23 protein-coding genes are annotated in these 22,361 nt (G+C 64.6%); 11 read left to right on the forward strand and 12 right to left on the reverse strand.

Annotated features, from left to right (window positions below; genetic code table 11):
- Nucleotides 1-6: 6 nt before the first annotated feature.
- The 5 genes from ACKOED_RS10370 to speB are packed head-to-tail and all read right to left on the reverse strand — an operon-like array spanning nt 7 to nt 6,264.
- Complete coding sequence (locus ACKOED_RS10370; RefSeq protein ID WP_408916518.1) at nt 7-1,350, reverse strand: M16 family metallopeptidase; 1,344 nt, start codon at nt 1,348-1,350, stop codon at nt 7-9.
- Between the two features lie 49 nt (nt 1,351-1,399).
- Complete coding sequence (locus ACKOED_RS10375) at nt 1,400-1,867, reverse strand: hypothetical protein (RefSeq protein ID WP_408916519.1); 468 nt, start codon at nt 1,865-1,867, stop codon at nt 1,400-1,402.
- A gap of 40 nt (nt 1,868-1,907) precedes the next feature.
- Nucleotides 1,908-2,408 carry a signal peptidase II gene (gene lspA / locus ACKOED_RS10380; protein ID WP_408916520.1) on the reverse strand — a complete coding sequence of 167 codons (501 nt, stop codon included), beginning with the start codon at nt 2,406-2,408 and terminating at the stop codon, nt 1,908-1,910.
- Nucleotides 2,408-5,260, reverse strand: coding sequence for an isoleucine--tRNA ligase (gene ileS, locus ACKOED_RS10385; protein WP_408916521.1), 2,853 nt, complete (start codon nt 5,258-5,260; stop codon nt 2,408-2,410). Before ileS ends, lspA begins: the two co-directional genes overlap by 1 nt.
- 47 nt (nt 5,261-5,307) lie before the next feature.
- Entirely contained in the window at nt 5,308-6,264 is a 957-nt protein-coding gene (gene speB, locus ACKOED_RS10390) for an agmatinase (RefSeq protein WP_408916522.1), read from the reverse strand.
- 35 nt (nt 6,265-6,299) lie between these two features.
- Between speB and ACKOED_RS10395 the strand changes: the two genes are divergently transcribed.
- Nucleotides 6,300-6,899, forward strand: coding sequence for a DUF1989 domain-containing protein (locus ACKOED_RS10395; protein ID WP_408916523.1), 600 nt, complete (start codon nt 6,300-6,302; stop codon nt 6,897-6,899).
- 129 nt (nt 6,900-7,028) lie between these two features.
- Here ACKOED_RS10395 and ACKOED_RS10400 read toward each other — a convergent pair whose 3' ends face one another.
- The 4 genes from ACKOED_RS10400 to rpsF all read right to left on the reverse strand — a co-directional run bounded on the left by ACKOED_RS10400 (nt 7,029) and on the right by rpsF (nt 9,684).
- Nucleotides 7,029-8,288, reverse strand: coding sequence for a class I SAM-dependent methyltransferase (locus ACKOED_RS10400; protein WP_408916524.1), 1,260 nt, complete (start codon nt 8,286-8,288; stop codon nt 7,029-7,031).
- Nucleotides 8,289-8,481: 193 nt separating this feature from the next.
- A complete protein-coding gene (rplI, locus tag ACKOED_RS10405; protein WP_408916525.1) occupies nt 8,482-9,057 on the reverse strand; it encodes a 50S ribosomal protein L9 in 576 nt (191 codons plus the stop codon).
- Nucleotides 9,058-9,070: 13 nt separating this feature from the next.
- Nucleotides 9,071-9,310 (reverse strand): 30S ribosomal protein S18, encoded by a 240-nt coding sequence (gene rpsR / locus ACKOED_RS10410; RefSeq protein ID WP_408916526.1) that lies wholly within the window; start codon nt 9,308-9,310, stop codon nt 9,071-9,073.
- The gene (rpsF, locus tag ACKOED_RS10415) at nt 9,310-9,684 is read right to left on the reverse strand and encodes a 30S ribosomal protein S6 (RefSeq protein WP_408916527.1); all 375 of its coding nucleotides are present in this window, start codon (nt 9,682-9,684) and stop codon (nt 9,310-9,312) included. The genes rpsR and rpsF overlap by 1 nt, the downstream gene beginning before the upstream one ends.
- Before the next feature lie 531 nt (nt 9,685-10,215).
- Between rpsF and ACKOED_RS10420 the strand changes: the two genes are divergently transcribed.
- From ACKOED_RS10420 to ACKOED_RS10455, 8 genes are all read left to right on the forward strand, one after another.
- Nucleotides 10,216-11,244, forward strand: a complete 1,029-nt coding sequence (locus ACKOED_RS10420; protein WP_408916540.1) for an ABC transporter ATP-binding protein — start codon at nt 10,216-10,218, stop codon at nt 11,242-11,244.
- 24 nt (nt 11,245-11,268) lie between these two features.
- Complete coding sequence (locus tag ACKOED_RS10425; RefSeq protein ID WP_408916528.1) at nt 11,269-12,420, forward strand: PotD/PotF family extracellular solute-binding protein; 1,152 nt, start codon at nt 11,269-11,271, stop codon at nt 12,418-12,420.
- 91 nt (nt 12,421-12,511) lie between these two features.
- Nucleotides 12,512-13,345 (forward strand): ABC transporter permease, encoded by an 834-nt coding sequence (locus ACKOED_RS10430; protein ID WP_408916529.1) that lies wholly within the window; start codon nt 12,512-12,514, stop codon nt 13,343-13,345.
- 3 nt (nt 13,346-13,348) lie between these two features.
- The gene (locus ACKOED_RS10435; RefSeq protein WP_408916530.1) at nt 13,349-14,140 is read left to right on the forward strand and encodes an ABC transporter permease; all 792 of its coding nucleotides are present in this window, start codon (nt 13,349-13,351) and stop codon (nt 14,138-14,140) included.
- Nucleotides 14,141-14,278: 138 nt separating this feature from the next.
- Nucleotides 14,279-15,316: an amino acid ABC transporter substrate-binding protein gene (locus ACKOED_RS10440; RefSeq protein ID WP_408916531.1), complete on the forward strand. Its 1,038-nt coding sequence runs from the start codon at nt 14,279-14,281 to the stop codon at nt 15,314-15,316.
- Between the two features lie 63 nt (nt 15,317-15,379).
- Entirely contained in the window at nt 15,380-16,582 is a 1,203-nt protein-coding gene (locus ACKOED_RS10445; RefSeq protein ID WP_408916532.1) for an amino acid ABC transporter permease, read from the forward strand.
- Nucleotide 16,583: 1 nt separating this feature from the next.
- Nucleotides 16,584-17,705: an amino acid ABC transporter permease gene (locus tag ACKOED_RS10450; RefSeq protein ID WP_408916533.1), complete on the forward strand. Its 1,122-nt coding sequence runs from the start codon at nt 16,584-16,586 to the stop codon at nt 17,703-17,705.
- 3 nt (nt 17,706-17,708) lie between these two features.
- Nucleotides 17,709-18,467 (forward strand): amino acid ABC transporter ATP-binding protein, encoded by a 759-nt coding sequence (locus ACKOED_RS10455; RefSeq protein WP_408916534.1) that lies wholly within the window; start codon nt 17,709-17,711, stop codon nt 18,465-18,467.
- Between the two features lie 140 nt (nt 18,468-18,607).
- Here the strand turns inward: ACKOED_RS10455 and ACKOED_RS10460 are convergent, their stop codons facing one another.
- Entirely contained in the window at nt 18,608-19,375 is a 768-nt protein-coding gene (locus ACKOED_RS10460; RefSeq protein WP_408916535.1) for an NAD kinase, read from the reverse strand.
- Nucleotides 19,376-19,414: 39 nt separating this feature from the next.
- On the opposite strand from ACKOED_RS10460, the gene ACKOED_RS10465 reads away from it, so the two are divergent.
- Entirely contained in the window at nt 19,415-19,828 is a 414-nt protein-coding gene (locus tag ACKOED_RS10465) for a DUF1636 family protein (RefSeq protein ID WP_408916536.1), read from the forward strand.
- Nucleotides 19,825-20,331, forward strand: a complete 507-nt coding sequence (gene cobU / locus ACKOED_RS10470; protein WP_408916537.1) for a bifunctional adenosylcobinamide kinase/adenosylcobinamide-phosphate guanylyltransferase — start codon at nt 19,825-19,827, stop codon at nt 20,329-20,331. Before ACKOED_RS10465 ends, cobU begins: the two co-directional genes overlap by 4 nt.
- Here cobU and cbiB read toward each other — a convergent pair.
- Both cbiB and ACKOED_RS10480 read right to left on the reverse strand, forming a co-directional pair.
- A complete protein-coding gene (gene cbiB, locus ACKOED_RS10475) occupies nt 20,321-21,262 on the reverse strand; it encodes an adenosylcobinamide-phosphate synthase CbiB (protein WP_408916541.1) in 942 nt (313 codons plus the stop codon). The two genes, cobU and cbiB, sit on opposite strands and share 11 nt — an antisense overlap.
- 14 nt (nt 21,263-21,276) lie before the next feature.
- A partial coding sequence (locus tag ACKOED_RS10480) for a cobyric acid synthase (RefSeq protein ID WP_408916538.1) occupies nt 21,277-22,361 on the reverse strand: 1,085 nt, incomplete at its 5' end.

Genomic DNA, 22,361 nt, shown 5'->3' on the forward strand with positions numbered 1-22,361 from the left:
GGGGCCTCACTGGCTCGCTGCCTCGGGCAGCAGGATGCCGGTGACGGAGGCCCGGCGGTCCAGATATTTGCGGGCCGCCGCATTGACATCGGCCACCGTGACCTTCGCCATTTCCTCGTCCCAGCCCAGGACATCCTCCACGGACTGTCCGGTGGTGAGCGCGACGCCAAACATGCGGGCAAGCGATTGCTGGGAGTCGAGAACATAGACGGCGCTCGCCAGAGCCTGGTTTCGGCTGCGGTCGAGCTCCTCCTGGGTGATGCCGCCGCGGGCGATTTCAGCAAGAATATCCTCGAGGGCTTTCTCGAGCGCGTCGATTTCGATGCCGGGGTTAGGCACCGCGTAGACGCCGATGTTTCCGTAGTCGAGCTGGTCGGCGCTGAACCACGCGCCGGTATCGGCCGCAAGCTTCTTGTCGACCGTCAGCGCCTGATAAAGCCGGCTCTGCGCTCCGCCGCCAAGAATCTTGGCGAGCAGGGACATCGCCGCCTCCTCGCGCTGCGACAGCTGACGGGCGGCGGGTGTGAGGTACTGCCGCTGCCAGCTTGGCGTGCTGGCACGCGCATCGCGCATCAGCACGCGCCGCTCGGCGCTTGGCGGCGGCTCGGCGTGGCGCCGCCGCTCCGCCATCGGGCGGGTGTTCCTGAGCGCGCCATAATAGCGCTCCGCGAGGCGCTTCACCTCTTCGGGAGCGACATCGCCGGCCACGATCAGGATGGCGTTCCGCGGCTGGTAATGCCGGGCGTAGAAGTCCATCGCGTCCTGACGCGTCAGCTCCGCCACCTGGTCCATCCAGCCGATCACCGGCTTGCCATAGGGGTGCACGAGGTAAAGCGCGGCATCGAGCTGTTCCGAGAGCAGGCTTGATGGCTCATTGTCGGTGCGCTCCCGGCGCTCTTCCTTCACCACGTCGCGCTCGGGCAGCACCGAGGCGTCGGTCAGCGCGAGGTTCTGCATGCGGTCGGCTTCGAGCTGCATGACCAGCGGCAGCCGGTCTTTCATCACCCGCTGGAAATAGGCGGTGTAGTCATGCGAGGTGAAGGCGTTCTCCTGTCCGCCATTGGCGCGGACCAGACGGCTGAATTCGCCCCCGGGATGGCTCGGCGTGCCCTTGAACATCAGATGTTCGAGAAGGTGCGCGATGCCGGCCTTGCCCTCAGGCTCGTCGGCGGCGCCAACCTTATACCACACCATGTGGGTCACCACCGGCGCCCGGCGGTCGGGGATCACCACCACCTGCATGCCGTTGGCCAGGGTGAAGGTGGTGAGGGGAATGTCCAGCGCGCTGGCCGGGAGTGCCAGCGCCGCAAGCGCGAACAACGAGGCCATAAGCCGCCGCAACAGGGTCATGTCAATCTCATGCGATGTGATCAAGCCGAGGCGCAACCGCCCGCCTTGGCTATTCGTCCTTGAAGATGTTGCCGATGTTGAAGACGGTGCCGTATTTCGGGTTCTTCGTCTTCTTCTGGGCCACATAATAGGCCTGCAGCTCTTCCCGCAGCTGCTGGTCGGTTTTCTTGCTGCCGTCCGGATTGGTGAGCGAGATGCCGGCATTGGTGTAGACGGCATAGGGACCGTTATTCACGGCCGGGGCGGGCGTTGCCACAGCCGATGCGGTTGCCGGGGCTGGGGCTGGGGCGGTGAGCGCCGCTGTCTCATTCGCATAGGCGCCCGGGTCAGGCGCGGCGGTTGTCGTCCCCGGCGGCGGCAAGCGGAGGTCCGGCGGCATGGTCAAGTCCTGGCGCATGGCCGCGCTCTGGGCGGGCGTGTCCTTCTCCAGATAGCTGCGCATCGGATTGCTGCAGCCGGCGACACCGATGGCCACCAGCCCCACCACAACCGGCACGACGCCTGACTTCATGCTCATACCCAAACCTTATCAGAAGCGCCAGATTTTGCCGCCAAAATCAGGCTTTTCCACGGCGCTCCCGCCGCTCTCCAAGCACCAGCGACTCATACAGCAAGAGCGCCACGCCCGCAACGATGGCGACATCGGCGAGGTTGAAGACATACCAGCTAAAGCCCTGATAATGAAAATGAAAGAAGTCGGCAACGGCGCCGCGCAGCAGCCGGTCCAGGGCATTGCCCAGGGCCCCGCCGATGACCAGGCCGAGGGCCGCCGCGGTCAGGGCGGTGCTGGTGCGGCAGGCCCACAGCCACAGGCCCAGCACGATGACGATGCTCATCAGGGCCAGCGCCTCCTGCAGATGGGTGGAGAACAGCCCGTAGGACACGCCCCGGTTCCAGACCATGACCAGGTTGAAGAAGGAGCTGATGCGGACCGGGGATCTTTCCGCGATGCCATAGACATCGAGGATCCACCATTTGTGCGCCTGGTCGATGCCGAAGGTGAGGATGGCGATCGTGAGCACCAGCGGGGCGAGCGGCCCCCAGAGCCTGAGCCGCATCACACCGTCTTGCCGAAACGGGCCTGCCATTCCCGCACCGCCGCGGCATCACGCGCGGTGATGTCCGGAAATTCCGGGTCGCTGCCCACATCCGCCGTGATCTTCCAGGAGCGGGCGCATTTGCGCCCCTCGGCCGGACGGAACACCACCGCCACGCCCTTCACGCCGTCGAGACGGAAGGCATCGGCCGGGCCTTCGCCGGAGATCAGCCTCGCGCCAGAGGTGATGGAGATTTCCGCCAGGTCGACACCGTCGAGTGCCGCCAGCAGGCCCTGATCCGCGACATAGACGTCGGGTGCAGCTTCCAGCGCCGAGCCGATGGTCTTCTTCACCTGCCGCTCGATCTCCAGGGCCCCGGTGATGACCGCGCGCACGTCGCGGATCTTGTCCCATTTGGAGGCAAGATCGGGTGCCGCCCATTCCGCGGGGCATTTCGCGAACTGCATCAGATGGACGGAAGAGCCCTCGCCGGAAAACCGCGCCAGCCACACCTCTTCCATGGTGAAGGCCAGAACCGGCGCCCACCAGGTGGTGAGGCAGTGGAACAGCTGGTCCAGCACCGTGCGGCAGGAGCGGCGGCGCAGGCTGGACCACGGATCGCAATAGAGCGAGTCCTTGCGGATGTCGAAATAGAAGGCCGAGAGATCGACCGTCATGAAATTGGCGAGCAGCGCGAACAGCCGCTTGTAGTCGAACACCTCATAGGCCTCGCGCACCCCGGCCTCGAGTTCATGCAGGCGGTGCAGGATGTAGCGGTCGAGCTCGGGCATGTCGCGGGCGGGCACCCGCTCCCATTCCTGGAAGCCGTCGAGGGCCCCCAGAATGTAACGCATGGTGTTGCGCAGCTTGCGATAGGCCTCGACATTGGTCTTGAGAATTTCCGGCCCGAGGCGCAGGTCCTCGGCATAGTCCGAGGAGGCCACCCACAGGCGGAGGATGTCGGCGCCGGATTGCTTGATCACGTCCTGCGGCGCCACGATGTTGCCGAGCGACTTCGACATTTTGCGGCCGTCCTCGGCGACCACGAAGCCATGCGTCAGCACCGCGTCATAGGGCGCGCGGCCCCTGGTGCCGCAGGCTTCGAGCAACGAGGAATGGAACCAGCCGCGGTGCTGGTCCGAGCCTTCGAGATAAAGGTCGGCGGGCCATTTGAGATCGGCGCGCTGCTCAAGGCAGAAGGCGTGGGTGGAGCCCGAATCGAACCACACGTCGAGAATGTCGCGCACCTGCTCCCAGTCCTGCACGCGCCGGCCGGGGCCGAGGAAGCGCTGTGCCGCACCCTCGGCGAACCAGGCGTCCGCCCCTTCCGCCGAGAAGGCCTCGACGATGCGGGCATTGACGGCGGGGTCTTGCAGGATTTCGCCGGTCTCGCGGTGCACGAACAGGGCGATGGGAACGCCCCAGGCGCGCTGGCGGGAGATCACCCAGTCAGGCCGCTGCTCGATCATGGCGCGCAGCCGGTTCTGGCCGGCGGCGGGGAAGAACGCCGTCTCGTCGATCGCCCGGAGCGCGATGTCGCGCAGGCCGTGGCTCGACATCGAGATGAACCACTGCGGGGTGTTGCGGAAGATGATCGGCTTCTTGGAGCGCCAGGAATGCGGATACTGGTGCTTGAGGCGGCCGCGGGCGATCAGCGCGCCGGCATCCGTCAGTGCACGGATGACGGCGTCATTGGCGTCGCCCTTCTCGCCCTTGTCGGTGATGACGCGCTTTCCCGTGAAGCCAGGCGCTTCCTTCGTGAAATAGCCGTCGGCATCGACGGTGAAGGGGATGGGGCCGCCCACCTTCTCCATCCAGATCGCATAGTCATCGGCGCCATGCCCGGGTGCGGTGTGGACGAAACCCGTGCCGGCATCGTCGGTGACGTGGTCGCCGTCGAGCAGCGGCACCGGGAAATCATAGCCAAGATGGGCCAGCGGATGGCCGCAGACCATGCCGGCCGGGTTCACATCGCCAAGCCGCCGGTAGGTTTCAACCTTGGCGGCCTTCATCACCTCTCCGGCCAGCTTGTCGGCGAGGATCAGGCGCTCGCCGGTCTTGGCCCAATTGCCCTCCGGCGCGGCGGTGACTTCATAGAGACCATAGCCGATCCTCGACGAGAAGCTGATGGCGCGGTTGCCCGGAATCGTCCAGGGCGTGGTGGTCCAGATCACCACATTGCTGTTCGCGTTGCCGCGCACCGGAAACTTCACATAGATCGTGTCGGACTGATAATCCTGATATTCGACCTCGGCCTCGGCGAGCGCGGTCTTCTCGACGACCGACCACATCACCGGCTTCGACCCGCGGTAAAGCTGGCCGGACTCCGCGAATTTCAGCAGTTCACCGGCGATCAGCGCCTCGGCGCGGAAATCCATGGTGAGATAGGGGTTGTTCCAGTCGCCGGTGACGCCCAGCCGCTGAAACTCTGCCCGTTGCACTGCGATCCAGTGTTCGGCAAACGCCCGGCACTCGCGGCGGAAATCATTGATCGGAACGTCGTCCTTGTTCTTGCCTTTCTCGCGGTATTGCTCCTCGATCTTCCACTCGATGGGCAGGCCGTGGCAGTCCCAGCCGGGAACGTAATTGGAATCGAAGCCCTGCATCTGGCGCGAGCGGGTGACGATGTCCTTCAGGATCTTGTTCAGCGCATGGCCGATGTGAAGATGGCCGTTGGCATAGGGCGGGCCGTCATGCAGCACATACCGGGGCCGCCCCGCGCTCTGCATGCGGAGCTTGCCGTAGAGGTCCATGTCCTCCCAGCGCTTCAGAAGGTCTGGCTCCTTCTGCGGAAGGCCGGCCTTCATGGCGAAGGAGGTTCTGGGCAGGAACACGGTGTCCCGGTAGCGGTCGGTCTTGGGCGTGTCGTCCATCGGCGGGGCGGTCCAAATCAAGGGTTCGGGCGGCTTCTAGCAGGTTTTCAGCCGCCGTGAACCCGGGAATAGGCCATGACGCAGAGCATCTCCCACATCAAATTGGCGGCAGTCACCGCGGTCACCCCGGTGGGGTCGAAGCACGGCGCCACCTCGCAGATATCGCCGCCCACCAGCTTCTTGCCCTGCAGGCTGCGCAGCATCACCTGCACGTCGCGCGGGGTGAGGCCGCCGATTTCCGGCACACCGGTGCCCGGCGCCCAGGCGGGGTCGATGCCGTCGATGTCGATGGTGATGTAGCTGGGGCCATCGCCCAGCACCTCGGCCGCCCTGGCGATGACCGCGGCGCGGCCCATGCGCTCATAGTCCTCGAAGGTGATGCAGGTGAAGCCCTGGTCCTGGCCCCATTTGATGTCATCGGGCGAGAAGCGCGAGCCGCGCAGCCCGATCTGGATGGTCCGCTTGGGGTCGATCAGGCCTTCCTCGACGGCGCGGCGGAAGGTGGTGGCGTGGTTGATCCTGGTGTCCGCCAGCGTGTCCAGCGTGTCGGCGTGGCTGTCGATCTGAAACACGCCCACCGGCCGCTCGCGCGCGATTGCCCGCAGGATGGGCAGCGGCACGGTGTGATCGCCGCCGATCGTCAGGGGGAGCGCGCCGGCTGCGTGGATCTTCGTGAAGAAGTCCTCGATCATCTGGATCGAGCGCGCCAGGTCGATGGGGTTCACCGGCGCATCGCCCACATCCGCCACGTTGCAGATGTCATAGGGAGCGATGCCGGACACATTGTGCACCCGGCGGATCAGCCGCGAGGCCTCGCGCACCGCGGCAGGCGCCTGCCTGGCCCCGGCCCGGTAATTGACGCCGATGTCGAAGGGAACGCCCACCAGCGCGATATCGAGATCGGGTGAAATCTCGTGGCGCTGGGTGCGCATGAAGGTGGCGATGCCGGCAAAACGCGGCGTGATGGCGGCATCGACGGGCTGGAAGCGCGGATCGTTCTTCATTATGGATACCTTTCGGAAAACAGGGAGGACATCGCGTGAGCACCCCACTACAGACCATTCCGGCGCGCCGGGGCAAGGCCGTCCGTATCTCGAAAGGCCAGTCGGTGAAGGTCATCAACACCCATGGCAACCAGGTGGTGGATTTCTGGGCCTTCAATGCCGGAGACCTCAGGGAATATCTCGGCATGGAGCATTGCCGCGCCTTCTGGACCAGGCTGTTTCCGGTGGAAGGCGACAAGATGATCACCAACCGCCGCCGCCCGATCCTGACCATGACCCGGGACGCCAGCCCCGGCCGCCACGACACGCTGATCGCGCCCTGCGACAACGAGCGCTACGGTCTCCTCGGCTGCACCCACTACCATGACAACTGCCGCGACAACCTGCATGCCGGGCTCGCCGAACTCGGCCACTACATTCCCTACACGCCGGACTCGCTCAACCTGTTCATGAACATCCCCTGGCGCCAGGATGGCAGCCTCGAATGGGGCAATTGCCTGTGCAAGCCCGGCGACTATGTGGTGTTCCGCGCCGAGATGGATGCGATCGTGGCGTTCTCCGCCTGCCCGCAGGACATGCTGCCGATCAACAACGGCATCACCACCGAAGCGCATTTCGAGGTGCTGGACCAGTAGGGGGTTGGTTTCGTCAACACGCCGCGCCCGGATTTGAGCGCGGCGTCTTCTGCGGGATCAGCCATCACTTTTCGTCATGGCCGGGCCTTGACCCAGCCATCATCACAGGTGCTGCCGCTCCGCGGCCCCTTACTCCGCCGGAACCGACTTGAAGCGCGGCAGCCGGGAATCGATGTCGCGGAGGCGTTCTTCTTCTTCGATCATGTAGTTGCGCGTGAAGGGCAGGACGTGCTGGTTCTTCACGAACTGGATCTGGAAGTTGTTCATGCCGGCATAGCGGAAGGCGCACTCGGAGGCGGCGAGATAAAACTCCCACATGCGGCAGAAGCGCTCGTCATAGAGGTCCCTGGCGCGGCCCCGGTGGGCGGCAAAGCGCGCGCCCCATTCGCGCAGCGTCCTGGCATAGTGCAGCCGCAGAATCTCAATGTCCGTGACGTAGAGGCCGGCCTTCTCGATGTAGGGCAGCACTTCTGAAAGCGCCGGAATGTAGCCGCCGGGGAAGATATATTTCTTGATCCAGGCGGAGGTGGCCCCCGGCCCGTCGGAGCGGTTGATCGAATGCAGCACCGCGATGCCGTCATCCTTGAGAAGTCCGTTCACCTTGCCGAAGAATTCCTTGAAGTGGCCAACCCCCACATGCTCGAACATGCCAACCGAAACGATGCGGTCAAACTTCTGCGCGAGGTGGCGGTAGTCCTTCAGGAGGAACTGCACCTGGTTGGCGACGCCGCGCTGCTGGGCGCGCTCGTTGGAGAGCTTGTGCTGCTCTTCCGAGAGCGTGACGCCCGTCACCTCGGCGCCGCAGATTTCCGCGATGTAGAGGCCAAGTCCGCCCCAGCCAGAGCCGATGTCCAGCACCTTCATGCCGGGCTTGATGTCGAGCTTGGCGGCGAGATGGCGCTTCTTGGCCAGCTGCGCATCCTCGAGGGAGCCATCATCGGTTTCGAAATAGGCGCAGGAATACTGCCGGTCACGGTCGAGGAAGAGATCGTAGAGCGCGCCCGAGAGATCATAGTGGTGGGCAACGTTGCTTTTTGCCTTGCCCACCGGGTTATACTGGTCGACGCGCTTCAGCGCTTTTCTGACGGCGTAGACGGCCTTGGCCATCCGGGGCAGGCGATAGGTCTGGCCATTGTCCATGAGCAGCGCCAGCGCGTCATAGATGGTGGTTCCGCCGGTCACGTCCAGCGTGCCGTCCATGTAACACTCACCGAGGTAGAGATCGGCATCGGCGGCGATCCTGGCGGCCGCTCCCTGCGTCTTGACGCGGATGTTGACGGGCGTTCCCGTGCCGTCGCCATATTGGCGCATAAGGCCATCCGGCCCGGTCACGCGCAACGTGCCCCGCTCCATGACCGTCTTCAAGGCGCGATCAAGTAATGCCTGCATACCGAGCCCTCCTCCCATTGCCGCCGCCGGCGGCACGCACCCCCCAGGTGCTTTCATGATTAACAAAAGTTTAATGTAGGCTCATGTGGCTACGCAAGGGGGATGGCTGGGGTAGGTTAACAAAGGTAGGGGGTGGACAGCAAAAAGGCCGCCCCCGGCAGGGAGCGGCCTTGTATCCGTTTCAACGGGTGGTTTAGCCGTTGGCTTCGGCTGCAGCTTCGGCCTGTGCCTCCTCAAACAGGGCTTCGGCGGCGGCGCGGATCTCGGCGCGGTCGGAGACCGGGCCGGTCAGGACTTCGCCGCGGGCCTGGGCCTGGGCTTCCTCCGGCGACCGGGCGACATTGAGCGTCACCATCACCTCCACCTCCGGGTGTGGAGCGATTGCCACCTGATAGACGCCGATGGTCTTGATCGGCGCCGTCAGTTGAACGTGGCCACGGTCGACCTTGACGCCCTGGGCGGCGGCGGCATCGACGCTGTCGCGCGGCGAGACGGAGCCATAGAGCTGGCCGGATTCGCCCGCCTGGCGGATCAGGATGAAGGACTTGCCCGCGAGCGCCTTGGCCTCGTCGCCGGCGGCGGCGCGGCGCTCGGCGTTGCGCGCCTCAAGAGCGGCGCGTTCACGCTCGAACTTCGCCTTGTTGGCTTCGGTGGCGCGCAGTGCCTTGCCCTGGCGGAGCAGGAAATTGCGGGCATAGCCTGGCTTGACCTTCACCACCTCGCCCATGTGGCCGAGCTTGGCCACGCGTTCCAGAAGAATGACGTCCATGTTGCGGCCCTCCTTACTTCAGCACATAGGGCAAGAGGCCCAGAAAGCGGGCGCGCTTGATGGCCTGGGCCAGTTCGCGCTGCTTCTTGGCGCACACCGCGGTGATGCGGCTTGGCACGATCTTGCCGCGCTCGGAAATGTAGCGCTGCAAGAGGCGCACATCCTTGTAGTCGATCTTCGGCGCGTTATCGCCGGTGAACGGGCAGCTCTTCTTGCGGCGGAAGAAGGGGCGGCGGGCTTGTGGGGCTGACATCAGAGGCTCTCCTCGCTTGCGTCACCGCGGTCGTCGCGGCGCTCACGGTCTTCGCGGCGGCGCATCTGGGCCGAGGGGCCGTCTTCCAGCGCCTCGACGCGCACCGTCATGAAACGGATGACGTCTTCCGAGATCGCCATCTGGCGCTCCATCTCCTGCACGGCGGCGGAGGGGGCGTCGATGTTGAACAGGGTGTAGTGGGCCTTGCGGTTCTTGCGGATCCGGAAGGTGAGGGACTTGAGCCCCCAGTATTCGCTTTTGGTCACCTTGCCGCCATTGGCGGCGATCAGGGCCTTGTACTGCTCCGTCAGGGCGTCGACCTGGGTGGGCGCAGCGTCCTGACGGGTCAGGAACACGTGCTCGTAAAGAGCCATAGGATATATGCCTTTCTCTTGCTTCGTTTCGGGCCTTCAGCATCCAGCGCAGAGCCTCTTTCGAACCCCGGGAGAAAGGCTCGAAAGACCGGTCAGACGAAAGAGCGGAGACACGGGAAGACGGGGTTCGGCCCCTGGCCATTTACATGGCCCTTCCGTTCAGCCCCCAGCCGGGTGCCTATCGGCGAGCGGGCTTATGGCGGAAACGCCGGGGGATTGCAAGGTGGATCGGCGAAACAGGGTTCGACGATCTTTGAAATCGATATAGCGGGAAAAACAAGGTCAACACGCGTTGACCTTACGATAGTTTTGTTGAAGTTTTGGAAAAACCAAACAAAAACCCCGAGCCGGAGCCCGGGGCGTGCTAGCGGCGTACCGCCTCGCGTTGATGAACGTGAGCTACCAAAGACCGTAACCATGTACAAGACAATTTGAGTTGTAAGAAAAGCCAACCTTCGCCGCCTCATCAACACGCGCGGCCCTCCTTGCGTCAGGTTGACAATCCCGGTTGGCTGGCGGAACTTGGATCCGATCGTGAGCGAAACCCAGAGCGTCATCGAATTCCGCAAGGTCAGCAAGCGCTTCGGCGATGTCGTCGCCGTGGCGGACAATGATCTTGCGGTCAGGGCTGGCGAGTTCCTGTCGATCCTCGGGCCTTCCGGCTGCGGCAAGACCACCTCGCTCCGCATGATGGCGGGTTTCGAACAGCCCACGCGTGGCGACGTGCTCATCCGCGGCGAGAACGTGACGGGGGTTCCTGCCTACCGCCGCCCGGTGAACATGGTGTTCCAGCACTATGCCCTGTTTCCGCATCTGTCGGTTGCCGGCAATGTGTCCTACGGGCTGCGCCAGCGGCGCCCCAGGCCGGAGCGTGCCGGGATCGCCCGCGCGGTTGACGAGGCGCTGGCCATGGTGCGGCTTTCGGGCTTCGGCGGCCGCCGCACCCACGAGCTTTCGGGCGGCCAGCAGCAGCGCGTGGCGCTGGCCCGCGCGCTGATCAACCGCCCCGCCGTGCTGCTGCTCGACGAGCCGCTGGCAGCCCTTGACCGCAAGCTGCGCCGCGACATGCAGATCGAACTGCAGAACCTGCAACGCGACGTGGGCATCACCTTCCTGCTGGTGACGCATGACCAGGAGGAGGCCCTCTCGATGTCGGATCGGGTCTGCGTCATGCGAGAGGGCCGCATCGTGCAGACCGGAAGCCCGCGGGAACTCTATGACCGGCCGGGCAGCCGCTATGTGGCGGATTTCGTGGGCAAGACCAATTTCTTTCCCGGCCAGCGCCACGGCGAGGTGCTGAGCGTGCGCCCGGAGCTGATCGACATTGCGGCCGATGCCGCGAAACTTCCCGAGGGACTCTCGGCCAGGCTTCCGGTCAAGGTACTGAACCGCATTTTCCTCGGCGAGCATACGGAATATCTGGTGGCGCATGCCGAACTGGGCCAGTTCCTGGTCATGGCGCCGCGCAAGACCGAACGCGATCACGGCGTCTATGACATCGGCGACAGCATCGCCGCTGGCTGGCGCCGGGAGGCGGAACGCATCCTGCCCAATGACTGAAAACAACCGCAAGGGAGAACGACCATGACCAAGCAACCAGACCATATGCCGGTTTCGAAGTTCCTCGATGAACTCCGCCGCTATCAGAAGGGCAGCGTCAGCCGCCGTCATTTCCTGGGCGTCACCGGGCTTGGCCTCGCCACCGCCGTGCTCGGCGGCGCGATGCCCGGGTTGCGGCCGCGCAAGGCCTATGCCGGACTTTCCGGAACGCTCAACTTCACGACCTGGCCCAGCTATTTCGCGCAGGAGAACCTGGACAATTTCACCAAGAACACCGGCGTCAAGATCAATGTGGCGGTGTTCGGCTCCAACGAGGAAATGCTGGCCAAGCTGCAGGCGGGCTCCACAGGCTGGGATGTGTTCGTGCCGACCAACTATGCGATCTCGACCTATAAGGATCTGGACCTGATCCAGCCGATCGATCTTGCCCGGCTTCCCAACTACGATCCCGCCACCCAGGAACAGCGCTTCACCGCCGAGGGCATCATCGACGGCAAGGTCTGGGCGGTTCCAAAGAACTGGGGCACCACAGGCTTTGCCTACAACTCCAAGGCTATGACGCAGAAGCCCACGACCTGGAAGGAGTTCTGGGACCTGACGCGCAACGAGGCCACTGGCCGCGTGATGGTGCATGATTACCAGCTCACCACCATCGGCAACGCGCTCAAATATTTCGGCTATTCCTTCAACTCCAATGACCCCAAGGAACTGGGCGAAGCCGAGAAGCTGCTGATCGAAGCAAAGCCGCATCTGTTCGGCATCAACTCCGATTACAAGCCGTCGCTGATTTCCGGCGATGCCTGGATGAGCGTGTGCTGGACGGGCGATGCCGTGCAGCTGCAGCGCGACATGCCGGAGTTCGTCTATGTGCTGGCCAAGGAGGGCGGCGAGATCTGGAGCGACTTCTACGCCATCACCAGGGACGCGCCGAACCCGGACGCAGCCTATGCTTTCCTCGACTTCATCCTCACGCCTGAAATCAATGCGATTGAAGTGCAGGCGCACGGCTATCCATCGACTGACTCGCGCACGAACAAGCTGGTGCCGAAGGAGATGCTGGAAAATCCCGTGCTCTACCCGGCGGCGGAGGCGCTGGCGCCGCTCGAATTCGGCGCCGCCGCCACGCTCACCAACCCGCTGCGCGCTGAAATCATGGCCCGCTTCAAAGCGGCCTGACGGAGAACCCCGGCTGCCGTCACCCCGGCGTTTGACCGCGGTGACGGACCGGGGCCTTGCCTTGGCCTCATCATCGCCACGCCCGCAACTTTTGACCGCGCTGCTCCTCGCGCCGGCGGCGGTGTTGTTCGTGGTGATGCTGCTGGCGCCGCTGGCGGTGATACTCTTGTTCTCGTTTGGCGAGCGCGCACCCGCCGGCGGCTATGCGCCTGCCTTCACCTTCGACAATTACCTGAACCTGCCGGCCCGCGGCAAAGCCTTCTTCAACACCCTTACGCTGGCGCCGGTGGGCACGCTGCTCACCGCGGTGATTGCCTTTCCGATGGCTTACTTTCTGGCCGTCAAATGCGATCCGCGCTGGCGGGTCACGCTGCTCGTGCTGGTGATGGCGCCGTTCTGGACCAGCCAGCTCCTGCGCTATTACGCCTGGATCATGCTGCTCGGCGCCAAGGGCGTTCCGGCCTGGCTGGCCTATCTCGGATTTCCGGATTTCCGCATCATCAACACGCCCTGGGCGGTGCTGATCGGCGCGGTCTATGGCTACCTGCCGCTGATGGTGCCGCCGATCTATGTCTCGCTGGAAAAGCTCGACAAGCGCCTGCTGGAAGCCTCCGCCGACCTTGGCGCAACTCCGGTCAGGACCTTTTTCCAGGTCACGCTGCCGCTGGCGCTGCCGGGTGTGGCCACCGGTTCGATGCTGGTGTTCATCCTGCTGATGGGTGACTACATCCTTCCGCAATATCTGGGCGGCGGCAAAGTGTTCTTCATCGGCAATGCGCTGGTTGACCTTTTCCTGCAGTCGCGCAACTGGCCGTTTGGCGCCGCGGTTTCGGTGGCGCTGGTGGCCATCATGTTCCTGACCATTTTCCTCTACATGCGCTTCGTGCTTGGCAAGTCCGGGCAGCGGCGCGTGGCGCTGGTCTAGCCGATGCGCCTCTACGCCATCCTGATCTATGTGTTTCTTTATGCGCCCATCGCCTTCATCGTGGCCGGCAGCTTCAATGCCGGCAAGCAGGCGATGGTCTGGCAGGGTTTCTCGCTTGATTGGTACGCCAAGGCCTTCGCCAATCCGCTGATCATGGAGGCGCTGACAACGAGCCTCTACATCGCGCTCGTCAACGCCGTGCTCTCGGCCGTCATCGGCACGCTGACCGCGCTTGGCCTTGAACGGGTGAGCGGCTGGACGCGCGCGGGCTTTGATGCGCTGATCTACATCGCCATCATGGTGCCGGGCATCGTCATCGGCATTTCAACGCTGATTGCCTTCGTCTCGGTGTTTGATGCGGTCAATCCGCTTCTGCAAATGCGCCTGGAAATGGGCGCCTGGGCGGTGATCGCCGCGCATGTGCTGTTTAACACGGCCGTGGTGGCGCTGCTGGTGCGGGCCAGGCTCCAGGGCATGGACCGCAGCCTGGTCGAAGCCTCGGAAGATCTTTACGCAACGCCGCTCGGCACTTTCCGTCAGGTGGTGCTGCCGCTGCTGGCGCCGTCGATCCTGGCCGGCTTCCTGCTGGCCTTCACCTTCTCGTTCGAGGATTTCATCATCGCCTATTTCGTGGCGGGTCCGGACGTGACGCTGCCGATCTACATCTTCTCCTCGATCCGCCGCGGCGTGACGCCGGAGATCAACGCGGTCGGGTCTGTGGTCCTGATCACCTCATTCGTGCTGCTCATCGCGGCGCAGCTGATCCTGAGGCGGGCGGAGAGGCCCGCGGACTGAAGCAGACCGGGGGTTGCCGCTCTGTTCCGGCGGGCCGAATAATACTCACTTGACCCCCGCCGGAAATTGCGCGACCCATAAAGAACACTGGTTCCGGTGTAACAGAGAACAACAGTAATAGTCAGGGAGCAAGACAACATGAAATTCATCGGCAAGCTGGCCTTCGCGGCCATTCTTGGCGCCGCTGCGTCAACGGTAGCCGGCGCCGCAACCCTCGACGACGTCAAGGCCAAGGGCTTCGTCAATTGCGGCGTCAGCCAGGGGCTCATCGGCTTTTCCAACCCGGACAGCAACAACAACTGGTCCGGCCTTGACGTCGATTTCTGCCGGGCCGTCGCGGCTGCGGTGCTGGGCGACGCCAACAAGGTGAAATATGCCCCGCTCAATGCCAAGGAGCGCTTCGAGGCGCTGAAGAGCGGCGTCATCGACGTGCTGTCGCGCAACTCGACCTGGACGATGAGCCGCGACACCACGCTGGGCCTCACCTTTGCGGGCGTCACCTATTACGACGGCCAGGGCTTCATGGTGCCAGCCAAGCTCGGCGTGAAGTCCGCCATGGAACTGGGAGGCGCCTCGGTCTGCACCCAGACCGGCACCACCACCGAACTGAACCTTGCCGACTTCTTCCGCGCCAACAAGATGGAATACAAGGTGGTGGCCTTCGAGAAGAACGAGGAGGTCCTCAAGGCCTATCAGGAAGGCCGCTGCGACGTGTTCACCACCGACCAGTCCGGTCTCTATGCCGAGCGCCTCAAGTTCACCAACCCGGATGAGCATGTGGTGCTGCCGGAAATCATCTCGAAGGAGCCGCTGGGCCCCGTCGTCCGCCAGAACGATACCCAGTGGTTCAATGTCGTCCGTTGGGTCTACTACGCTCTGCTCACCGCGGAGGAACTGGGTGTCACCTCGGCCAATGTGGATGAGATGAAGAGCTCAACCAACCCTGAAATCCAGCGCTTGCTGTCGGTCGCAGTGAAGGCCGATGATGGCACCGAGGCCAGCAATGACTTCGGGACCGGCCTCGGCCTCGGGCCGGACTGGGCCTACAACGCCATCAAGCAGGTCGGCAACTATGCCGAAATCTTCGACCGCAACCTGGCCCAGCTGAAGATCGCCCGCGGCGAGAACGCGCTGTGGAAGGATGGCGGCCTGCAATACTCGCCGCCGATCCGCTGACGAAACCATCGTGAAGCCCGCGCCCCGTGAAGGCGCGGGCTTCGTTCCCCGTTCCTGACCATCATGTCCGCTGAACCGGCTGAAGCACATCGCCGCGCCCCTCCGGCGCCAGGCGCTGGCGGCTTGCTCTATGACCCGAAGGTAAGGGGCTGGGTGGCGCAGGCCATCGTGATCGCGCTGCTGCTCTGGGGCCTCTATGAGATCGTGGTCAATACCCAGGCCAATCTGAAGCGGCTGAACCAGAATTTCGGCTTCGATTTTCTGGGCCGTGCGGCCGGTTTCGATCTCTCGACCTCGCTCCTGCCCTATTCATCCAACTCCTCCTATGGCCGCGCGCTGCTCGTGGGCTTCTGGAACACGGCCCTTGTCTCCGTCATCGGCATCGTGCTGGCCACCGTGATGGGCTTCGTGCTGGGCGTGATGCGCCTGTCGCGCAACTGGGTGGTGTCGCGCTTCGCCACCGTCTACATCGAGATCGTCCGCAATATTCCGCTGCTGCTGCAGATTTTCATCTGGTATGCGCTGGTGCTGAAGCCGCTGCCCGGACCCAAGCAGGCCATCGACCTGTTCGGCACTATCTTCATTTCCAATCGCGGCATCATCGCGCCGCATCCCGGTTTCGGCGATGGGTCCTGGCTTGCGGTGCTGCTGTTCGCCCTGGCGCTTGCCGGCACATGGCTGTTCCGGCGCTGGGCCAGGGTCCGCCAGGAGATGACCGGGCAGCGCCTGCCGGTGTGGTGGATCTCTATCGCCGCGATCATTCTTGCGCCCGTCCTGGGGCTGTTGCTCGCGGGCTGGCCCGTGACCTGGAGCTACCCCGAGCTTGCGGGCTTCAACTTCAAGGGCGGCATGACGCTGGTGCCGGAATTCGTGGCGCTGCTGCTGGCGCTGTCGATTTACACCGCCGCCTTCATCGCCGAAAATGTGCGCGCCGGCATCATGGCGGTGAGCCACGGCCAGACGGAAGCCGCCTACGCGCTGGGCCTCGACAGCGGCAAGACGCTGCGCCTCGTGGTGATCCCGCAGGCGCTCCGGGTGATCATTCCGCCGCTGGCCAGCCAGTATCTGAACCTGACCAAGAATTCCTCGCTCGCCGTGGCCATCGGCTATCCCGATCTCATGTATACCGGCGGCACGGTGAACAACCAGTCCGGCAAGGCCATTGAGGTGTTCTCGATGCTGCTGATCGTCTACCTCACGCTCAGTATCCTGACGTCGCTGTTCATGAACTGGTTCAATTCGCGCATCAAGCTGGTGGAGCGCTGAGATGGCCTCGGGCTTCGTCAGAACCAAGGACGCGCCGCTGCTGCCGCCGCCTTCCACCGCCGTGGGCTGGCAGGCGGCGCTGCGCCAGCGGCTGTTACCCACGCCTTTGAGCGGCGTGGCCTCGGTGCTGCTGGCCATTCTGGGCATCTGGGTGTTCTGGACCATTTTCGACTGGGCGATCCTGCGCGCCGTCTGGGTGGCGCCGGACCGCGAGCTCTGCAATGTCGAAGGGGCAGGGGCTTGCTGGCCGTTCATCGGCGACAAGCTGATGCAATGGATCTACGGCTTCTACCCGCAGGAGGAGCGCTGGCGCGTCAACATCGTCTATGCCGTGGGCGCCATCCTGCTGGCCGGGCTGCTGATCCCGCGGGTGCCGGGCAAAAGCTGGAACGCGCTGCTGTTCTTCCTCGTCTATCCGGTGGTCACGTTTTATCTGCTGATCGGCGGCAGCTTCGGCCTCAGCTTTGTCGAGACCTCCGCCTGGGGCGGGCTGCTGGTGACGCTGATCATCGCGGTGACGGCGATCGTCGTCTCCGTGCCGCTCGGCATCCTGCTGGCGCTTGGCCGGCGCTCAGAAATGCCGGTGGTTAGCCTTCTGTGCACCATCTTCATCGAGACGGTGCGCGGCGTGCCGCTGGTGCTGGTCCTGTTCATGGCTGCCAACATGTTTCCGCTGTTCATGCCGCCCGGCATCAACCCGGACAAGCTTCGGAAGGCGGTGGTGGGCGTGGCGCTGTTCGCCTCCGCTTACATGGCGGAGGTGATCCGCGGCGGGCTGCAGGCGATCCCCAAGGGCCAGTATGAGGCGGCCCAGGCGCTGGGGCTGCCCTACTGGAAGATGATGGGTCTCATCGTCATGCCGCAGGCGCTCAAGATCGTCATTCCCGGCATCGTCAATAATTTCATCGGCCTGTTCAAGGACACGAGCCTTGTGACCGTGGTCGGCATCTTCGATTTGCTGGGCATCGTGCAGGCGGGCTTCAACGATCCGAAATGGGCGAGCGCCCAGACCGGCAACACCGGCTATTTCGTGCTGGCGGTGGTCTACTGGGTGTTCTGTTTCGGCATGTCGCGCTATTCGATGTTCATGGAACGCCGGCTCAACACCGGGCACAAGAGGTAAGCGATGGCGGAGCAAGCGGCGAAGGCCAATGGGCCGGCGGTTGAGATGCGCGGCGTCAACAAATGGTATGGCCAGTTCCATGTGTTGCGCGACATCAACCTGAGCGTGGCGCGGGGCGAGCGCATCATCATCTGCGGGCCGTCGGGCTCCGGCAAATCGACGCTGATCCGCTGCATCAACCGCCTCGAGGAGCATCAGCAGGGCGACATCGTGGTGGATGGCGTGCCGCTCACCTCGAACCTCAAGAACATCGACGACGTGCGCCGCGAAGTGGGCATGGTGTTCCAGCACTTCAACCTGTTCCCCCACCTCACCGTGATGGAGAACTGCACCCTGGCGCCGATGTGGGTGCGCAACATGCCGAAAGCCGAAGCCGAGGAGATCGCGCGGCGATATCTCGCCCGCGTCAAGATTCCGGAGCAGGCGCGGAAATACCCCGGCCAGCTCTCGGGCGGCCAGCAGCAGCGCGTGGCCATCGCCCGGGCCCTGTGCATGAACCCCAAGATCATGCTGTTCGACGAGCCCACCTCGGCACTCGACCCCGAGATGATCAAGGAAGTTCTGGACGTGATGGTGGATCTGGCCGAGGGCGGCATGACCATGATGTGCGTGACCCATGAGATGGCCTTCGCCCGGCAGGTGGCCAACCGGGTGATCTTCATGGACCAGGGCCAGATCGTCGAGGAGAATGCACCCGGGGAATTCTTCACCCGGCCTAAATCGCCGCGCACCAGGGCCTTCCTCGAGCAGATTCTGCACTGATCGCGATTGCAATCAAAGATTGAGCTCCTGACACAGGATGCAGTCGGTGATAGGTCAGGGGCCTGCGGGAGGCGCGATCATCATGCCGGTCATCCGGCAGCAACATTTTGGCATGCAAACCGCATCAAACCGCATGCATTTCAGAACCGGAACTGCTCCCTCAGCACGCGTTCAGCCAGGCTGTGGCCGGGGTCGAACAGGATGCGCACGGACTTGCTCTGGTCCTGGGCGATCTCCACCTCGCGCACATGGCGGACCTCGACATGGTCGGCGACCGCCGCCACCGGGCGCTTGTCGCCTTCCAGAATGGCGATCGTCACCTTGGCCTGATGCGGCAGGATGGCGCCGCGCCAGCCGCGCGGCCGGAAGGCGCTGATCGGGGTGAGCGCCAGAAGCTCGGAATTGATCGGCAGGATCGGCCCATGCGCCGAAAGATTATAGGCGGTGCTGCCGGCCGGCGTGGCGACCAGCACGCCATCGCAGATCAGCTCGTCGAGGCGAGGCTTATTATCTATTGAAATCATCAGCTTGGCCGCCTGGTGGCGCTGGCGCAACAGCGACACTTCGTTGAAGGCGATGGCGCGGTGGGTCTTGCCGGTCTCGTCCACCGCCGTCATGCTGAGCGGGTGGATGGTGGTCATCTCGGCGGCGGCGAGCCGCTCGGCGAGGCCGTCCTCGGCATAGTCGTTCATCAGGAAGCCGACGGTGCCGCGGTTCATGCCATAGATCGGAATGCCGGTGGACACAAAGCGGTGCAGGGTCTGCAGCATCAGCCCGTCGCCGCCCAGCGCCACCACGCAATCCGCCCGCGAAGGATCGGCATTGCCATGGCGCGCCGAAAGCCGCCGGGCGGCCTCGCGGGCCTCCGCCGAGTCAGAGGCGAGAAAAGCGATGGACGAGAAACTCATGCCGGATGCAACGCGTTGACAGGACTGGAGAATACCTACATGGAAGGCAGGCCGCTTGGCAATACTTACCCGGGGCCCTGCTTGCGCGATATCGTCATCTGCTCGACCTGCAAATTCTCCGCCACCGAGAAAACCGCCGGCGATGGCCGCAGCGGCGGCGAAACGCTGATCGGCCACATGCGGGAGGCAATCGCGGCGCGCGGCCTCGCCCTGCGGGTGACCCCCCAGGCCTGCCTGTGGAACTGCAAGCGCCATTGCAGCGTGGTGCTGCGCGACAGCCAGCGCTTCAGCTATGTGACCGGCGATCACGCGCCGACCCGCCAACAGGCCGAGGCGATCCTCGACTGGTTCCAGCTGCATGGCGAGAGCGGCACCGGCGAAGTGCCGTTCCGGCTGTGGCCGGACGCCATGCGCGGGCATTTCATCGCCCGTATTCCGGGGGTGAAAACATGAGCAAAATCAGGCTGGTATTGGGTGGCGCCCGGTCCGGCAAGAGCCGCTTTGCGGAAAGCCTGGCGCTGCATCACGCTGGGCCCCGGACCTATCTCGCCACCGCCGAGCCGGTCGATGCCGAGATGGCGGCGCGCATCGCCCGCCACCGCGACGACCGGAAAGCCGGTGGCTGGACCACGCGGGAAGCGCCGCTCGACCCGGCGGCGATTGTTCGGGAGGCGGATGGCCTGGTGCTGCTCGACTGCGTCACCGTGTGGCTCGGAAACCTGATGCATCATGAGCGCGACCTGGCGGAGGCGCTGGACGGACTCTGCGCGGCGCTGGCCGCCAGCCATGCCGAGGTGATCCTGGTTTCGAACGAGGTCGGCCTGTCGATCGTGCCGGAGAATGCCATGGCCCGCCGTTTCCGCGATGCGCAGGGCCTGGCCAACCAGCGCCTCGCCGCCCTGGCCCAGGAGGTCTATTTCGTGGCCGCCGGGATCCCGATCAAGATCAAAGGATGAGGTGCAGCGCGATGAGGCCGCCGAACAGCAGCCACATGGCGGTCGAGAACACCGTGAGGCCGCGCTTGATGTCGCCGCGGTCCATGTCGCTCCGGCCTTCGCCCATGTAGGGGAGCTCCACCAATTCGCCCGCATAGCTGCGCGGGCCGCCGAAGCGCAGGCCCAGCCTGGCGGCCATGGCGGCCTCCGGCCAGCCGGCATTGGGTGACTGGTGCCTGGGCGCGTCCCGCCGCATGACCTCGACGATGCGCCCGAAGTTCCGGGGGTCGGTGGCCGCGAACAACAGCCCGGTAAGCCGCGAGGCCGGCAGGTTCACGAGATCGTCCAGCCTGGCGGCGGCCCAGCCGAAATACTGATGTTTCTCGGTTCTGTGGCCGATCATCGAATCCGCGGTGTTGATCGCCTTGTAAAGGGCGATGCCGGGAAGCCCGAGCAGCGCATACCAGATGACCGGCGCCACGATGCCGTCCGAGGCGTTCTCGGCGAGGCTTTCGAGCGCCGCCTTGGAGACGCCGGATTCATCGAGCGCCGCCGGGTCGCGGCCGACGATCCTGCTCACCGCGGCGCGGCCGTCGGCCAGCGAGCGGCCCAGCCCGTCATAGACCGCCAGCACATGATCGCGCATGGATTTCTGGGCGATCAGCGTGGTGGCCAGCAGGATCTCCGCCAGCCAGCCGAAGGGCAGATGTTCCAGAAGCCGCGCGATGATCACCGTGGGAATGAAGGCGGCGGCCAGCAGGATGAGCAGCGCCACGGCGCCCCGGAGGCGGCCCTCCTGGGCGGAAACGCCCGCCAGGTTGAGCGACTGGTCCAGCCGCGCGATGAGCTTGCCCAGCCACACCACCGGGTGGCTGATGCGGCCGAACAGCTCCTGCGGATAGCCCGCGAAGCGCTCGATGAGCAGGGCCAGCGCCGCCCGCCCGAATACCAGTACCGGCCAGTCCATCACAGCTCCCTTGCCAGGCCAAGCAGATGGTCGAGGTCGAGGTGGCTTTCAAGGTGCCGGGCCAGCTCATCAAGGGTGCGCTCGACGGTGTCCTCGAAGCTCCAGGCGGTGGCCGGAATACCCAGCCCCCGCAGAAACCTGGCGCGGAAGTCATCGCCGGAAAAGCAGCCGTGCAGATAGCTGCCCATCACCCGGCCCGAGGCGCTGATGGCGCCGTCCGGGCGGCCGTCCAGCATGGCGAAGGGCCGCGCGCAATCAGGCCCCGCGGTGTGGCCCAGATGGATTTCATAGCCGCTGAGGGCGGCCCCCGTCGGCGCATGACGTCCGGAGACTTCGCGCAGCGTCTTGTCCGGCAGCAGCGTCGTGGCGACATCGAGCAGCCCGAGGCCGGGGGCGCTGCCCGGGCTGCCTTCCAGCCCCTGCGGGTCTGCGATGGTCTGGCCCAGCATCTGGTAGCCGCCACACAGGCCCAGCACCAGGCCGCCGCGCCGCACATGGGCCAGGAGATCGATATCCCAGCCTTCCTTCCGGAGCGCGGCCAGATCGGCGATCGTCGATTTCGAGCCGGGGATGATCACCAGCCGGCTGTCCGCCGGAATGGGCTCGCCCGGCTGCACGAAGGCGAGGCTGACGCCTGGCTCCTGCCGCAGCGGGTCGAGATCGTCGAAATTGGCGATGCGGGGCAGGCGGAGGACCGAGATTTTCGTTCCATGTGAGTGGCTTGCCGTCATTTCCTCAAGCGCTACCGCATCCTCGGCGGGCAGCCTCCGCGCGGCGGCGAAATGCGGGATGATGCCGAGGCAGGGCGTGCCGGTTTCCCGTTCGAGGAAGTTCCGGCCTTCAGAAAACAATTCAGGATCGCCATGGAACTTGTTGATAATGAAGGCTTTCAGCCGGGCGCGATCATCCGGCGGCAGGATTGCGAAGGTGCCGGCGATGGCGGCGATGACGCCGCCGCGGTGAATGTCGCCGATCAGCACGGCTGGCAGGTTCGCCGCCGCCGCAAAACCCATATTGGCGAGGTCACCGTCGCGGAGGTTGATTTCGCCGGGGCTGCCCGCCGAGGATGCGGTAGCGCTTGAGG

The organism is Aestuariivirga sp., assembly GCF_046093005.1.
Taxonomy (GTDB): Bacteria; Pseudomonadota; Alphaproteobacteria; order Rhizobiales; family Aestuariivirgaceae; genus Aestuariivirga.

Coding starts and splice junctions, on each gene's coding strand:
- ACKOED_RS10370 (WP_408916518.1), bottom strand. CDS start 1,350: ATGACCCTGTTGCGGCGGCTTATGGCCTCGTTGTTCGCGCTTGCGGCG.
- ACKOED_RS10375 (WP_408916519.1), bottom strand. CDS start 1,867: ATGAGCATGAAGTCAGGCGTCGTGCCGGTTGTGGTGGGGCTGGTGGCC.
- lspA (WP_408916520.1), bottom strand. CDS start 2,408: ATGCGGCTCAGGCTCTGGGGGCCGCTCGCCCCGCTGGTGCTCACGATC.
- ileS (WP_408916521.1), bottom strand. CDS start 5,260: ATGGACGACACGCCCAAGACCGACCGCTACCGGGACACCGTGTTCCTG.
- speB (WP_408916522.1), bottom strand. CDS start 6,264: ATGAAGAACGATCCGCGCTTCCAGCCCGTCGATGCCGCCATCACGCCG.
- ACKOED_RS10400 (WP_408916524.1), bottom strand. CDS start 8,288: ATGCAGGCATTACTTGATCGCGCCTTGAAGACGGTCATGGAGCGGGGC.
- rplI (WP_408916525.1), bottom strand. CDS start 9,057: ATGGACGTCATTCTTCTGGAACGCGTGGCCAAGCTCGGCCACATGGGC.
- rpsR (WP_408916526.1), bottom strand. CDS start 9,310: ATGTCAGCCCCACAAGCCCGCCGCCCCTTCTTCCGCCGCAAGAAGAGC.
- rpsF (WP_408916527.1), bottom strand. CDS start 9,684: ATGGCTCTTTACGAGCACGTGTTCCTGACCCGTCAGGACGCTGCGCCC.
- ACKOED_RS10425 (WP_408916528.1), top strand. CDS start 11,269: ATGACCAAGCAACCAGACCATATGCCGGTTTCGAAGTTCCTCGATGAA.
- ACKOED_RS10435 (WP_408916530.1), top strand. CDS start 13,349: ATGCGCCTCTACGCCATCCTGATCTATGTGTTTCTTTATGCGCCCATC.
- ACKOED_RS10440 (WP_408916531.1), top strand. CDS start 14,279: ATGAAATTCATCGGCAAGCTGGCCTTCGCGGCCATTCTTGGCGCCGCT.
- ACKOED_RS10445 (WP_408916532.1), top strand. CDS start 15,380: ATGTCCGCTGAACCGGCTGAAGCACATCGCCGCGCCCCTCCGGCGCCA.
- ACKOED_RS10450 (WP_408916533.1), top strand. CDS start 16,584: ATGGCCTCGGGCTTCGTCAGAACCAAGGACGCGCCGCTGCTGCCGCCG.
- ACKOED_RS10455 (WP_408916534.1), top strand. CDS start 17,709: ATGGCGGAGCAAGCGGCGAAGGCCAATGGGCCGGCGGTTGAGATGCGC.
- ACKOED_RS10460 (WP_408916535.1), bottom strand. CDS start 19,375: ATGAGTTTCTCGTCCATCGCTTTTCTCGCCTCTGACTCGGCGGAGGCC.
- ACKOED_RS10465 (WP_408916536.1), top strand. CDS start 19,415: ATGGAAGGCAGGCCGCTTGGCAATACTTACCCGGGGCCCTGCTTGCGC.
- cobU (WP_408916537.1), top strand. CDS start 19,825: ATGAGCAAAATCAGGCTGGTATTGGGTGGCGCCCGGTCCGGCAAGAGC.